Origin of the sequence: Tardiphaga sp. 215_C5_N2_1, from assembly GCF_052076055.1 — a bacterium.
Classification (GTDB): Bacteria; Pseudomonadota; Alphaproteobacteria; order Rhizobiales; family Xanthobacteraceae; genus Tardiphaga; species Tardiphaga robiniae.
In genome coordinates, this window is record NZ_CP197240.1 from 5,740,459 (window position 1) to 5,753,082 (window position 12,624).

Below are 12,624 nucleotides of genomic sequence, written 5' to 3' on the forward strand. Positions count from 1 at the left end.
ACGGCACGACAAAGGTCCGGCCGCGAGCGCTCCCGGCGCTAAGTACCCGGCCAACCTTAGCATTATTGTTGATTCGGAAAGCAGGGCTGGGAGAACTTGCCCACCGGTGCTTTTGCACCTCAGGCGCTGGCGCGGCCGAGCGTATCGGCCATGGCGGCGCCACGTGCGCCCATCGGTCGTCCAGGTCCGACGGTGGTATCCACGGCGGTCTGGTGCTCGATCTCGGAATTCAGTTCGGCCCCGCACAGAACGATGATCGCGGACATCCACATCCACATCATCAGGCCGATGGCGGCGCCGAGCGAGCCGTAAGTGGCACTGTAATTGCCGAAATTTGACAGGTACCAGGACAGCAGGGCCGAGCCGGTCAGCCAGAGCAAGGCGGCGACGAGGGTGCCGATGCTGAGCCATTCCCAGCGCGCGCCGGGGCGGCTCGGACCAAAGCGATAGAGAATGCCGAGCGCCAGCACGACCACCAGCAGCAGAAGCGGCCAGCGCGCGAGGCTGATGATCGTCTTGCTGTCGGTTGCGAGACCGATCCGGTCCAGCGTCAGCGGCAGCGCAACCACGGCGCTGACCATCAGCAGCAGGGCGGCAATGGCGCCGGTGGTGAAAGCGAGCGAGAGCATATTGAGCTTGATGAAGCTGCGCTTCTCGCGCTCGCCATAGACGACATTGAGCGCATCGATCACGGCCTTTACACCGGCATTGGCACTCCACAGCGCCAGCGCAAGGCCGAACAGGAAGGTGAGGCCGAGTTTGGCCTGGCCATTGGCGAGCACGCGCGCGATCTGGTCCTGCACGATCTGGAACGAGCCATCCGGCAGCATCAGCGCCAGCGTCTGCAGATTGTCGGAGATCGTCGAGGCATCGGCGAACAACCCGTAGCAGGAGACCAGTGCGGTGATGGCCGGAAAGACGGCGAGCAGGCCGAAGAATACGACCCCGGCCGCAATCGCCAGCAGCCGGTCCTCGTTGATCTGTTCGTAGGTGCGCCACAGCACGTCCTTCCAGCCCCTCCATGGAATCTGCAGCGGGCTGGACGAATGGCGGCCGCGTCCGGACTGGGCGAGTTCGCGGGTGAATGTCTGTGGTGGCGGGACGTCGGTGTCGCCGATCGGTTGCGGCTCATCGACAACGGACCTCTCTGCGGTGCGCGCCGAGAAAAAGCTCTGCAACGCGAGCACGGCGAAGGTCGTCGCTGCGACCAGCAGCAGACTGTCCGTGTCGGATCGGCGGACGGCCATCAGGCGTTCGCTTTGCTCGCGGGTCTGCGGGCAGGGGCCGGCTGCGCAAGGCTGCGGCGCCTCGCAAAGGCCCAGCCGGCAAGCGTCGCGGCGAGCACCAGTCCGGCTTTCACCGGGCCGCTGCTCTGCGGGGGCTGTGCGGAGCGTGTGCTCGGCCTGAATTCGTTCGGCGCGGGTGCGCGATGCGGTGCGGCCGACGTGACCTGCTCATGCTTGCCGGGGCTCGCATTGATCGCGACGCGCAGTCGGCTGCCCAGACTCGGAAACTGTTTCGTGGGGCGCTTCAAGCGACTCGCCGCGAGGATGGCGAAGAGCGCAGCGAGCACCAGCAGTAATGCACCGGTTGCGCCAAAGGCCTGAAACAGCCCGTAGCGCAGTTCGATCCAGCGAAACAGCGCGGTGGCGCCCACCAGCAAGGTGGCGATCAGAAAGACGCCTGCGGCAGCATAAAGTCCGGCAGCGACCGCATAAGAGACCGCGATGCCCTGGGTCTGCTCACTGCGGTCACGGACATAGGACGACGTGGCGCGCTTGACCTGATTGAGCTTGAGCGCCAGCCCTGTTTGTAGCAGGGCGCTTGCGAGCGGTGGCATATTGAAAGCCTCGTTCTGCGCCGGCCAAATTCGGAATGTTTGCGGCGACCGGCATTTAAAATTGAACGGGGAGGCATGACGAAGGTTCCGCCGTGGCGAACCTTGTGGCGTTGCGCATGGCCAACCTCAGGTGATCGCGGGGCCGAACGCTTGCCGGTTCCTGCCTGCGCTGGTACCACGCCGCTATGAGCGAAAAGTCTGAAAAGCCCAAAAAACCCCAGAAACTGCGCGCGCGTCTGCCGCGCGGCCTTGGCGACCGCGGACCGGCCGATATCGCCGCGACCCGGCGCATGACCGACACCATCCGCGAGGTCTATGAACGCTACGGCTTCGAGCCGGTCGAGACCCCGACCATGGAATTCACCGATGCGCTCGGCAAATTCCTGCCCGATCAGGACCGGCCGAACGAGGGCGTGTTCTCGTTCCAGGACGATGACGAGCAGTGGATCTCGCTGCGCTACGACCTGACGGCGCCGCTGGCGCGCTATGTCGCCGAACACTGGGACGCGCTGCCGAAGCCATATCGCAGCTACCGTGCAGGTTACGTCTATCGCAACGAGAAGCCGGGCCCCGGTCGCTTCCGCCAGTTCATGCAGTTCGACGCCGACACCGTCGGCTCCGGCTCGCCGGCGGCGGATGCCGAAATGTGCATGATGGCGGCCGATGCGATGGAAGCGCTCGGCATTCCGCGTGGCAGCTATGTGGTGCGCGTCAACAACCGCAAGGTGCTCGATGGGGTGATGGAGAGCATCGGCCTCGGCGGCGACGAGAACGTCGGACGTCGCCTCACGGTGCTGCGCGCCATCGACAAGATGGACAAGTTTCCGGTCGACGAGATCAAGAAGCTGCTCGGCCCCGGCCGCTGGGATGGCGGCGAGGAAGGCAAGGGCGATTTCACTAAGGGTGCGGGACTCTCGCCGGACGATTCTGAGACAGTACTGCGCAGTCTCGACGCAGCGAGCGAGCCGACTGCGAAGCTCGATAGCTCCGATGCATACAAGCAGGGACGCGCCGAGCTTGCCGAGATCGAAAAGCTGATCACTGCGGCGGGCTATCAAACCGATCGCATCAAGATCGATCCGTCTGTCGTGCGCGGCCTCGAATACTATACCGGCCCCGTCTATGAAGTTGAACTCACGCTTGAAACCAAAGACGAAAAGGGCCGTCCCGTTCGCTTCGGCTCCGTCGGCGGCGGTGGTCGTTACGATGGTCTCGTCTCGCGCTTCCGCGGCGAGCCGGTGCCCGCAACCGGCTTCTCGATCGGCGTCTCGCGCCTGCAGGCGGCGCTGACGCTGCTCGGCAAGATCGACACCACGCCGGATTTCGGCCCGGTCGTCGTCACCGTGTTCGATCGCGACCGTGTCGCCGATTATCAGAAGATGGTTGCGAGCCTGCGCAATGCCGGCATCCGCGCCGAACTCTATCTCGGCAATCCCAAGAACATGGGCAACCAGCTGAAATATGCCGACCGGCGCAATTCACCGTGTGTGATCATTCAAGGCTCCGACGAAAAGGCGACCGGCGAAGTGATGCTGAAGGATCTGATCCTCGGTGCCGGACTGTCGGATCTGGAAGGTGACCGCGACGCCTATCTGCAGAAGCAGGCAGAGGCGCAGACCAAGATCACGGAAACCGATCTCGTCAGTGCGGTCCGCAAGATTCTCGACAAGCACGGCGTGAAGTGGAGCTCATAACCATCCGTTGATCGTCATGCCCGGGCTTGTCCCGGCCATCCACGTCTTGTTTGATACGGTCGATTGAGAAAGTCGTGGATGGCCGGGACAAGCCCGGCCATGACGAGAGTGAAATCATAAAAGGAGACATCAATGCCTGAGATCACGATCAACCTGGCGGCCGGCCGCACCGACGAGCAGAAGAAGGGCATGATGCTCGACATCACTCAGGCGCTGGTGAAGAACCTCGGCGTCACTGCCGATGCCGTCGTCATCCAGATCAACGAAGCGCCGCTCAACAACAAGATGAAGGGTGGCCAGACCTTCGTCGAGCGCGCAGCCGCCGCGGCGAAGAAGTAAGCGTCTATCCAAACACTGCAATATTCTGACGGCTGGCCATGATGGGCCGGCCGTTTCGATTCCACAGCGTCATCGCCTGGCTGGAATAACCGCCGACGATCTGCTCGGCGACATTGCGGATCAGCCACCAGCCGTCATCGGTGGTGATCTCGTCGGTGAGCATGTCGATCGACCAGGTCATCGTGCTGATCGGCGAGGGCGTTGTGGATCGGACGGAAGCTGCCGGCGGCGGCGCGTCGGCCAAGGCCAGCAACGCCACCAGCGATGGCTGGATGCCGGGCTCGCGGTGGCGCAGCCACAGCATCATCTGCGGATCCTCGCTGCCGCTGAACGGCATCGAGCCCCCCATATGCCGGCCTTCGATATGCTCCAGGAAACGCAGCGTCGGAGGCGCGCGGCGAAAGAAGTCCGGGCAATGCTCCGGTGCTTTCAGTTCCGGCGTCCCGGTAACCACATGAGCAAAAGCCGATTCACGCGCGGCGCCGAAGCAGAACATGGCGCGGGTCGCGAGGCCTGCTTCGCCGACAAGATCGACACTGGCGAACAAGGTCGATTTGCCCTTGCGCAGAACGCTGGCGCGCAACTGCAATGGACCGGGGGCCGGGCCGACGAAAGCGATCTGCGCCGAGCGAAGTGGCGGCACGGCGCCGAATTCATTGAGCGCAGCCTGCATGCACAGTGCCGCGGCCAGACCGCCATAGACGGTACGGCCCTGTAGCCAGTCGTCGCTGACATGGGCGGCCCAGCCGTCGCCGGAGCGCGTCATGGACGACATCAATGCGGTGAATTCAGTCATGGAGCTGCCCTTCGGAGTTTCCTGTCGCTGGCGTCATGCACGCCATTGGGATGATTACCATCATCTATAGCGGAGAACGCAGCGGTGGAAAACATCGGCGCAGCGGGCGCGCGGCTCTATTGCGGCCGGTGCATGCCCTTCATCTTCTCGATGTCTTTGACATTCATCTTCATGCCGCCGGGCATCATGATGTCACCGGGCTTCTGGTCCGGCTTGCAGGCGCCGAGCCATTTGGCTTCCAGCTGCGTGGTGCTGTCGCCAGTGTTGGCCTTGGCGCCGCCCGAACTCTGCGAGGTGATCTTCATCGTATAGGCAGAGTTGAAATCGCCGGTGATCTCGGCATGCGACGTGCTGGTGGTGCCACCGATATTGCAGACCGAATCCGTGACATAGCCCGTCGCGGTCTTCTTCATCTCGTTCTTCGAACACATGTCCTTCGCCATCGGCGAGAAGGTCGTGTTCATGAACTTGTCGGTGGTCTCGTCGGTGCAGTGCTGCATCGTCATGCCGGGCATCCCGGCGCTGCCCTGCATCTTCATTTCCCAGAGCCCGGCCTTGCGCGCCGGCAACTCGATGGGATCGGCGATGGCGGGTATTGCCCACAACATCGCAGTCGCGCTCAAAACGGAAATATTCAACAGTGAAACACAGCGTCGCATCATGCCTGGTTCTCCCCAAGCCGATGAGACGCTGTGTCGCGTGAAAAGGTTCAGTAGCGAACGCGGAGCGGCCGATCCGAGGCGCCATAGGGCACCCAGCGGCAGGCGAACGAGACGTAGGCGCCATATTCCTGCGGTGCGCTCAGGAATTTCACGACCTTGCCGTAACGCGCGCAATGATCGATCGCCAGGGCGCGAATGTCGGTCTGGCTGATCAGGGATGTGGAGATGATGCCGCCGGTGTCATTGCCCTTGAATGGAGGCACCCAGTCGGCCTTGGCCGCGCTGCTCATGATCGCACCGCTCAGACCTGCAGCCAAAATCGCCAACCGAATCATTCGCATCACCGTCTCCATCGTTATGGGCACCTTAGAGGGCATCGGCGACGCTGAAAAGAACGCCGTCCGGGTTCTGACAGAGTTGTGCGCTGGGTGTGGCCGCGATGCACTTGACCCTGCACGGGCTTCGCGGCACGTTCCGGGAACAATCATCAGACGGCGGATTCCCCATGCGCGACCTCATTTCATCCTGGAAGAAAGCCGTCCTGGCTGCCGTTACCGGCGCCGTTCTCGGGCTTATGACCCTGGCTCCGGGCGCACAGGCTGCGAACCTGCTCGAGCTGAACTTCTGGCTGTCCGGGCCGAACTACGAGGGCCGTCTGGCGGATTGCGAAGCTGGTCTCTCGACGATTTCGTCGCAGTTCCAGGACAAGGAAAGCACCTTCTGGAATTCGGCGCTGCAGATTACCGGCTTCAGCCGAGTCCACGAGACGGCCTTCCGCCCTTGGACCTCCGACAACATCCCGCGCCGCTACTGCACCGCCGACGCGATGCTGACCGATGGCAAGACGCGCCAGGTGCATTACTCGATCATCGAGGATGGCGGCTTTGCCGGCTACGGCCAGGGCGTGGAATGGTGCGTCGTCGGTCTCGACCGCGACTGGGCCTATAACCCGCGTTGCCGGGCGGCGAAGCACTAAGCTTCGTTTGCGGATCCAACCCATTTTGTTCTTGAATTGTTCTTGATGCCTGATTAGGTTTGCCCTTCTCAGGGGTGGGGCGCGTCATGTTTCAGGCATTTCGACTTGTCATTTCGCTTGGGTTTCTCGCGCTCGCGGCGCTGAGCGTCGATCCGGCCTCAGCACAGGACCGCCGGCAGAACGCGCCGGGCGAATTCGATTTTTACGTATTGTCGCTGTCGTGGTCGCCGAGTTTCTGCGAGGCGGCCCAGGAGCGCGGTGGCAACAACCGCTCGGCCCAGATGCAATGCGGCGGCCGGCCTTACTCTTTCGTGGTTCATGGCCTGTGGCCGCAATATGACCGCGGCTTCCCGAATTACTGCGAGCGTCCGGCCCCGCGGCTGGCACGCAATATCATGCAGTCGATGCTCGACCTGATGCCGGCGCCCGGCCTGATCTTCAATGAATGGGACAAGCACGGCACCTGCTCCGGCCTCGGCCAGCGCGCCTATTTCGAAGCCATCCGCAAGGCGCGCGCCGGCGTCAAAATTCCCGACGAGTTTCTCGATCTGCAGCAGGCCAAGACGATTGCGCCGGACGCAATCGAGGAAGCCTTCATCAAGGTCAATCCAGGCCTCAGCAACTCGGCCATTGCCGTGACCTGCGATCGTAACCGCCTGACCGAGGTCCGGGTCTGCATGAGCAAGGATCTCCAGTTCCGCGCTTGCGAGGAGATTGACCGCCGCGCCTGCCGCCGCGATCAGGTGGTAATGCCGCCGATGCGAGGCGGCTAGCTCAACCGGCATTCCTAGCGTACTGCTGGCGGATGAATTATCGACACGCCTTTCACGCCGGCAACTTTGCCGATGTCATCAAGCATATCGTGCTGGTCCGCATCCTGACCCATCTGCAGGAGAAGCCGGCGCCGTTCCGCGTCATCGACAGTCATGCCGGCGCCGGGCTCTATGACCTGACCGGCGATGAAGCCACGCGTTCCGGCGAATGGACCACCGGCATCGCGCGCGCCCTGCAGGCGCGGTTCAGCGAAGCCAGTGTGCCGCTGGTCGCGCCCTATCTCGACATTGTCCGGTCATTCAATGCGCCGCGCGAGCTCAAAGCTTATCCCGGCTCGCCGCTGATCGCGCGCGCCTTGATGCGGCCGCAGGACAGCATGGTGTGCTGCGAGGTCGAGCCCACGGCGCGCAAGAAGCTGATCTCTGCGCTGCGCAGGGACGAGCAGGCGCGCGTGGTCGATATCGATGGCTGGATCGGTCTGCCGGCCTATGTGCCACCAAAGGAACGGCGCGGCGTGGTGCTGATCGATCCGCCCTATGAAGACAAGAACGAATTCGCGCGGATGGCTGCAGTGTTCGAGCAGGTCTATACCAAATGGGCGACCGGCATTTACATGCTGTGGTATCCCGCCAAGAGCCGCCGCGCCACCGATGAGCTGGCGCAGCACGTCGCCGCGACGGCTGCTGCATCTGCCACACCTGGTAAATGCCTGCGCCTCGAATTCAGCGTTGCACCGCAAACGGCGGATGGTCCGCTGACCTCGACGGGACTTTTGATCGTTAATCCGCCGTGGAAGCTTGCTGCCGAGCTCAAGGAAATCCTGCCGCAGCTCGAGAAGCCGCTTGGCCTTGGCGGCGCCGGACGCTTCCGGCTCGAGACGGCCAAACCCTGACGTCGCACAGCCTGCGCTGAACTACGCAAACTCCAACTATCAAACGGCGCCGCCAAAAACGGTAGTCAATCCCGACGGAACCGTATTAAGCTGCTGTCATTATGACTGGCTTTACGTTCCGCTTCCGCGAATGGTTGCGGCGGAGTGACGTGGCCCAAATCGATATTGAAACAAGGCCTAGCTTCCGTGGAGTGAATGTCCGGTCGGTCGCAGCGCGAAAGCGCCGCGGCGGAGCATTGCGGGGAGGGACCCGATGGGCATGAGCGGTACGGTCAAGTTTTTCAATGGCGAGCGTGGCTACGGCTTCATCAAGCCGGACGATGGCGGACGGGACGTGTTTGTGCACATTACCGCAGTCGAGCGCGCGGGCCTGAAGGACCTGATCGAAGGACAGCGGATCACCTTCGAGGTCGAGCCCGACAAGAAGGGCAAGGGCCCCAAAGCGGTCAATCTGGTCATCACAGGATAGCGGCGGATCCAGCTTGGGAGTGGGCCATAAAAAAATCCCGGCCGCAGCGCGGCCGGGAGTGGATGGCAATGGTTTCTTGTACTTGGAGTCGACGTATCTGGAGACGAAGTACTTGAAGACGAAGTCCGGACGCGAGGCGTCCGGAGCCGGGCTTAGAAGTGATAGTTCACGCCGATGCGCACGGTACCGAAGCTGAGCGCGCTGTCGGTGCCGGTGAGCGTGTAGGTGTTCTTGGACAGATCGACATAGAGATATTCGATCTTGGCGGTCCAGTTCTGGTAGATGCCGACTTCGGCGCCGACACCCGCGGTCCAGCCAACCGAAGTTTGCGACTGCTGCAGGCCGTTCAGCTCGGCTTCGAGGCTGCCGAAGGAGAGGCCGGCGGTGCCGTAGAGCAGCACGTTGTTGAAAGCGTAGCCGATGCGGCCGCGCGCGGTGCCGAACCAGGGGTTCGAGAACTTGTAGGTGGCGAAGCGGTCATCTGCGCCAGTGCCCTGCAGATCGCCTTCGAGACCGAACACGATGTTGCCGCTCTGCCAGTTGTAACCGCCCGTCACGCCGCCGGCGATGCCCGAGGGCTTCGCACCGGTGTTGGAGACGCTGCCCCATTCGTAACCGAGAGTGGCGCCGAGATACGGGCCGGCCCAGCTATAGGCATTGAGCGGCTGGGCAACGGTATAGGGGGCGCGCGACCGGTAAGGCATGTCCGCCGCATGTGCTGTTGTCGCACCTGCAGCCACGAGGGCGACTGCCGCGAACGCAAACTTACTCATCTCAACTCTCCAAAATACGCGTTACTGCCGGCCCATGGGAGCGCGCTCGGGATTCTGCCGAACGAAGCCTTAGGGTTACGGAATTCCATCTTTTATCGAGACGATTTATCGAGAGTTTTAGATTAAGCGGTCCTTAACGGGCCGCTGCGGGGCCGTATTGGCGTTAAAAGAGTCTTACTTTTGGCAATCCGCGAATTTCCTGGGGCGGGCGGCCAAAATCCTGTGGCCTGCCGCGAGCTGCCGGAAAACCGGCCGTTGCGAGGGCATTTCCGGTCGCACGAATGCTGGCGATGACCCGCTGCAGCGCTTAAATTGACCTCATGATTCAAGACCCCACTGAGCCGCTGCACGAGACATCATCCGAGCCCGCAGCAGAGCCAGGTTCCGACAGCCCTAGTTCCGGGCAGGCCACCCAGTCCACCTTGCAGGCGCCACCCGACCTCGAACCGGAACCCGCGGCGGCCGACGACGAGGAAGACGGCGCGCTCCCGGATGCTGGCGATGACGATTTCGGCGACCTGGTCGCCGAAGGCCCGCTGGCGCTCGGCCGTGCGGCCATCGAACATGCCGTACGCCATGCTCCGACATCGCCCGGCGTCTACCGGATGCTGAATGCGGCCAACGACGTGCTGTATGTCGGCAAGGCCAAGAACGTGAAGAAGCGGCTGTCGTCCTATGCAAGGCCGACCGGGCAGGTGATGCGCATCGCACGCATGATCGCGGCGACCGTGGTGGTTGAGATCATCTCGACGGCGACCGAGACCGAGGCGCTGCTGCTCGAGGCCAATCTCATCAAGCAACTGCGGCCGCGCTTCAACGTGCAGCTCCGCGACGACAAGTCCTTTCCGTATATTCTGATCTCGGGCGATCACTGGGCACCCCAGATTCTGAAACATCGCGGCGCGCAATCGCGGCCCGGCCGCTATTTCGGACCGTTTGCGTCGGTGGGCGCGGTCAACCGCACCATCACGGCACTGCAGCGCGCGTTCCTGGTGCGGTCGTGCACGGATTCCTTTTTCGAGAGCCGTACGCGCCCGTGTCTGCTGTATCAAATCCGTCGCTGCTCTGGCCCCTGCACCGGCGAGATCGATTTTCCCGGCTATACCGAACTGGTGCGTGAGGCGAAGGACTTCCTGTCCGGCCGCAGCCGCGCAGTGAAGCAGCTATTGGCTGGTGAAATGGAGAAGGCGTCGGATGAGCTCGCCTTCGAGCGCGCCGCGCTGTATCGCGACCGCCTTGCAGCCCTGTCTGCTATCCAGTCGCAGCAAGGCATCAATCCGCGCACGGTGGAAGAGGCCGATGTCTTCGCCATCCATCAGGAAGGCGGTTATTCCTGCGTCGAGGTGTTCTTCTTCCGCACCGGCCAGAACTGGGGCAACCGCGCCTATTTCCCCAAGGCCGAAAAATCATACACGCCGGAGGAAGTGCTCGGCTCGTTTCTGGCGCAGTTCTACGAGGATAAGCCGCCGCCGAAGATGGTGCTGCTGTCGCATGCCATCGAGGAAAGCGAGCTGTTGGCCAGCGCGCTCGGCGTCAAGGCAGGTTTCAAGGTCGAGGTGCTGACACCGCAGCGCGGCGAAAAGAAGGAGCTGGTCGTCCACGCGCTGACCAATGCCCGCGAAGCGCTTGGCCGCAAGCTCGCCGACACGGCGACGCAGACGCGTCTGCTGGAAGGCATGTCGAAAATGGCGGGCATGGCCACGGTGCCGAAGCGTATCGAGGTCTATGACAATAGCCATATCCAGGGCACCAACGCGGTTGGTGCAATGATCGTGGCGGGGCCGGATGGCTTCATCAAGAACCAGTACCGCAAGTTCAACATCAAGTCCGAGGGGCTCACGCCCGGCGACGACTACGGGATGATGAAGGAGGTGCTGCAGCGCCGCTTCAAACGGCTGCTGGCACCGCCGGTTGAGGGCGAGGTGGCCAAGCCGAAAGACGATGACGTGCCGCTATGGCCTGATCTCGTCATCATCGACGGCGGCCGCGGCCAGCTCAATGCAGTCAAGGAGATCTTCGACGAGCTGAAACTGACCGATGTGACCCTGATGGCTGTGGCCAAGGGGCCGGATCGTGACGCCGGCCGCGAGACCATGTTCATTCCTGGCCGCGATGCCATCAAGCTCGAGCCGCGGGATCCTGTGCTGTATTTCATCCAGCGGCTGCGCGACGAAGCGCATCGGTTCGTCATTGGATCGCACCGCACACTGCGCAAGAAGGACATCCGTGAGGCCGGATTACAGGAAATCCCGGGAATCGGCCCAACCCGCAAGCGGGCACTCCTGCACCATTTCGGAACGCTGAAAGAGATCGAGCGGGCCTCCGTAGGCGACCTCGGCAAGGTTCCCGGCATCTCGGCCGAGAGCGCCCGCAAGATTTTCGACTTTTTTCACCCCCAGCCAGTGGCCAGATGACCGCAAAGATGGACGAGACGTAATCTGGCTGTCGCATGCCTTGGGGCAGTTTTGCGGTAAACTAAGCCGCCCCGCTTCGCTGGCGGTTGACCTCTGCGCTCTGGCAGTATTGGTAAGACGGATGACAGTGACCACGAGACGGGCCGCGAATTCCGCGATGTCCCTGCCAAATATCCTGACCATGGCCCGCATTGCCGCCATTCCGGTGGTGGTCGGCTGCATCTATTCGCAGTCGATCATGGATGGCCCGCTATGGCTGCGCTGGGTCGCGCTGGCCGTCTTTATCGGCGCCGCGGTCACGGATTTTCTCGATGGTTATTACGCTCGGATCTGGAATCAGCAGTCGGCTTTTGGCCGGATGCTCGATCCGATCGCCGACAAGCTGCTGGTGGCCTCCTGCCTGCTGATGCTGGCGGCCGATGGCATCATCCACGGCTGGACCCTGTGGGCCGCCATCGTGATCCTGTGCCGCGAAATTCTGGTCTCGGGTCTACGTGAATATCTCGCCGCACTCCGTGTCAGCGTCCCGGTCTCCAGAGTGGCGAAGTGGAAGACGACGGCCCAGCTGATCGCCATCGGCTTCCTGCTGGCCGGCGAGGCCGGCGATCAGGTGATCCCGATCACGACGCAGCTCGGTCTGTTGCTGCTGTGGATTTCCGCGCTCGTCACCATTTATACGGGCTACGACTATTTCAGGGCTGGCATTCACCACCTCATTGCGGAGGATGCATGAAGGTCGTCTACTTCGCCTGGGTGCGCGAGCGCATCGGCAAGGCCGAAGAGACGGTCGAGCCGCCAGCAGCCGTGCGCACCGTCGGCGATCTGATCGGATGGCTGAGCACGCGCGGCGACGAATATGCCTATGCGTTCGAAACACCGAAAGTGATCCGCGCAGCCATCGACCATACCCATGTGCGGCCCGACACCATCATCGCTGGCGCCCGCGAGATTGCATTTTTCCCGCCGATGACCGGCGGCTGATTTTACAACGACTG

At 62.5% G+C, this 12,624-nt stretch carries 14 protein-coding genes and 1 pseudogene; 9 read left to right on the top strand and 6 right to left on the bottom strand.

Translation table 11 applies throughout. The features are described from left to right. Positions 1-119 precede the first annotated feature (119 nt). A complete protein-coding gene (locus tag AB7828_RS27255; protein ID WP_441231690.1) occupies positions 120-1,247 on the bottom strand; it encodes a YihY/virulence factor BrkB family protein in 1,128 nt (375 codons plus the stop codon). Beyond that, the gene (locus tag AB7828_RS27260) at positions 1,247-1,840 is read right to left on the bottom strand and encodes a phage holin family protein (protein WP_441231691.1); all 594 of its coding nucleotides are present in this window, start codon (positions 1,838-1,840) and stop codon (positions 1,247-1,249) included. Before AB7828_RS27260 ends, AB7828_RS27255 begins: the two co-directional genes overlap by 1 nt. Before the next feature lie 185 nt (positions 1,841-2,025). On the opposite strand from AB7828_RS27260, the pseudogene hisS reads away from it, so the two are divergent. Further along, a pseudogene (hisS, locus tag AB7828_RS27265) lies at positions 2,026-3,397 on the top strand (histidine--tRNA ligase); the annotation flags it as partial. 269 nt (positions 3,398-3,666) lie between these two features. After that, on the top strand, positions 3,667-3,873 hold the full coding sequence (locus AB7828_RS27270) for a tautomerase family protein (protein WP_093759344.1): 207 nt from the start codon (positions 3,667-3,669) through the stop codon (positions 3,871-3,873). A gap of 4 nt (positions 3,874-3,877) precedes the next feature. Here AB7828_RS27270 and AB7828_RS27275 read toward each other — a convergent pair whose 3' ends face one another. The 3 genes from AB7828_RS27275 to AB7828_RS27285 form a co-directional block, all read right to left on the bottom strand. After that, positions 3,878-4,669 (bottom strand): thioesterase family protein, encoded by a 792-nt coding sequence (locus AB7828_RS27275; protein ID WP_441231692.1) that lies wholly within the window; start codon positions 4,667-4,669, stop codon positions 3,878-3,880. A 116-nt stretch (positions 4,670-4,785) separates the two neighbouring features. Next, complete coding sequence (locus tag AB7828_RS27280; protein ID WP_441231693.1) at positions 4,786-5,331, bottom strand: DUF3617 domain-containing protein; 546 nt, start codon at positions 5,329-5,331, stop codon at positions 4,786-4,788. Positions 5,332-5,378: 47 nt separating this feature from the next. Beyond that, the gene (locus AB7828_RS27285; protein ID WP_068731365.1) at positions 5,379-5,672 is read right to left on the bottom strand and encodes a hypothetical protein; all 294 of its coding nucleotides are present in this window, start codon (positions 5,670-5,672) and stop codon (positions 5,379-5,381) included. Positions 5,673-5,836: 164 nt separating this feature from the next. Between AB7828_RS27285 and AB7828_RS27290 the strand changes: the two genes are divergently transcribed. From AB7828_RS27290 to AB7828_RS27305, 4 genes are all read left to right on the top strand, one after another. Beyond that, the gene (locus tag AB7828_RS27290; protein WP_089261833.1) at positions 5,837-6,307 is read left to right on the top strand and encodes a hypothetical protein; all 471 of its coding nucleotides are present in this window, start codon (positions 5,837-5,839) and stop codon (positions 6,305-6,307) included. An 86-nt stretch (positions 6,308-6,393) separates the two neighbouring features. Then, positions 6,394-7,080, top strand: a complete 687-nt coding sequence (locus AB7828_RS27295) for a ribonuclease T2 family protein (protein WP_120288589.1) — start codon at positions 6,394-6,396, stop codon at positions 7,078-7,080. A gap of 32 nt (positions 7,081-7,112) precedes the next feature. Beyond that, complete coding sequence (locus AB7828_RS27300; protein WP_441231694.1) at positions 7,113-7,973, top strand: 23S rRNA (adenine(2030)-N(6))-methyltransferase RlmJ; 861 nt, start codon at positions 7,113-7,115, stop codon at positions 7,971-7,973. Positions 7,974-8,226: 253 nt separating this feature from the next. Then, positions 8,227-8,442, top strand: a complete 216-nt coding sequence (locus AB7828_RS27305) for a cold-shock protein (RefSeq protein ID WP_068731145.1) — start codon at positions 8,227-8,229, stop codon at positions 8,440-8,442. A gap of 152 nt (positions 8,443-8,594) precedes the next feature. On the opposite strand, the gene AB7828_RS27310 is transcribed toward AB7828_RS27305, so the two are convergent. Continuing rightward, a complete protein-coding gene (locus AB7828_RS27310) occupies positions 8,595-9,215 on the bottom strand; it encodes an outer membrane protein (RefSeq protein WP_068731146.1) in 621 nt (206 codons plus the stop codon). 320 nt (positions 9,216-9,535) lie between these two features. On the opposite strand from AB7828_RS27310, the gene uvrC reads away from it, so the two are divergent. From uvrC to moaD, 3 genes are all read left to right on the top strand, one after another. Continuing rightward, positions 9,536-11,629 carry an excinuclease ABC subunit UvrC gene (gene uvrC, locus AB7828_RS27315; protein WP_441231695.1) on the top strand — a complete coding sequence of 698 codons (2,094 nt, stop codon included), beginning with the start codon at positions 9,536-9,538 and terminating at the stop codon, positions 11,627-11,629. Between the two features lie 121 nt (positions 11,630-11,750). Beyond that, positions 11,751-12,362, top strand: coding sequence for a CDP-diacylglycerol--glycerol-3-phosphate 3-phosphatidyltransferase (gene pgsA / locus AB7828_RS27320; RefSeq protein WP_089261825.1), 612 nt, complete (start codon positions 11,751-11,753; stop codon positions 12,360-12,362). Next, positions 12,359-12,610: a molybdopterin converting factor subunit 1 gene (gene moaD, locus AB7828_RS27325; protein WP_439074015.1), complete on the top strand. Its 252-nt coding sequence runs from the start codon at positions 12,359-12,361 to the stop codon at positions 12,608-12,610. The genes pgsA and moaD overlap by 4 nt, the downstream gene beginning before the upstream one ends. Positions 12,611-12,624: the final 14 nt, after the last annotated feature.

Excerpts from the sequence above, each read along its gene's own strand:
- AB7828_RS27255 (WP_441231690.1), bottom strand. The coding sequence starts at position 1,247 with ATGGCCGTCCGCCGATCCGACACGGACAGTCTGCTGCTGGTCGCAGCG.
- AB7828_RS27260 (WP_441231691.1), bottom strand. The coding sequence starts at position 1,840 with ATGCCACCGCTCGCAAGCGCCCTGCTACAAACAGGGCTGGCGCTCAAG.
- AB7828_RS27270 (WP_093759344.1), top strand. The coding sequence starts at position 3,667 with ATGCCTGAGATCACGATCAACCTGGCGGCCGGCCGCACCGACGAGCAG.
- AB7828_RS27275 (WP_441231692.1), bottom strand. The coding sequence starts at position 4,669 with ATGACTGAATTCACCGCATTGATGTCGTCCATGACGCGCTCCGGCGAC.
- AB7828_RS27280 (WP_441231693.1), bottom strand. The coding sequence starts at position 5,331 with ATGATGCGACGCTGTGTTTCACTGTTGAATATTTCCGTTTTGAGCGCG.
- AB7828_RS27285 (WP_068731365.1), bottom strand. The coding sequence starts at position 5,672 with ATGCGAATGATTCGGTTGGCGATTTTGGCTGCAGGTCTGAGCGGTGCG.
- AB7828_RS27290 (WP_089261833.1), top strand. The coding sequence starts at position 5,837 with ATGCGCGACCTCATTTCATCCTGGAAGAAAGCCGTCCTGGCTGCCGTT.
- AB7828_RS27295 (WP_120288589.1), top strand. The coding sequence starts at position 6,394 with ATGTTTCAGGCATTTCGACTTGTCATTTCGCTTGGGTTTCTCGCGCTC.
- AB7828_RS27300 (WP_441231694.1), top strand. The coding sequence starts at position 7,113 with ATGAATTATCGACACGCCTTTCACGCCGGCAACTTTGCCGATGTCATC.
- AB7828_RS27305 (WP_068731145.1), top strand. The coding sequence starts at position 8,227 with ATGGGCATGAGCGGTACGGTCAAGTTTTTCAATGGCGAGCGTGGCTAC.
- AB7828_RS27310 (WP_068731146.1), bottom strand. The coding sequence starts at position 9,215 with ATGAGTAAGTTTGCGTTCGCGGCAGTCGCCCTCGTGGCTGCAGGTGCG.
- uvrC (WP_441231695.1), top strand. The coding sequence starts at position 9,536 with ATGATTCAAGACCCCACTGAGCCGCTGCACGAGACATCATCCGAGCCC.
- pgsA (WP_089261825.1), top strand. The coding sequence starts at position 11,751 with ATGACAGTGACCACGAGACGGGCCGCGAATTCCGCGATGTCCCTGCCA.
- moaD (WP_439074015.1), top strand. The coding sequence starts at position 12,359 with ATGAAGGTCGTCTACTTCGCCTGGGTGCGCGAGCGCATCGGCAAGGCC.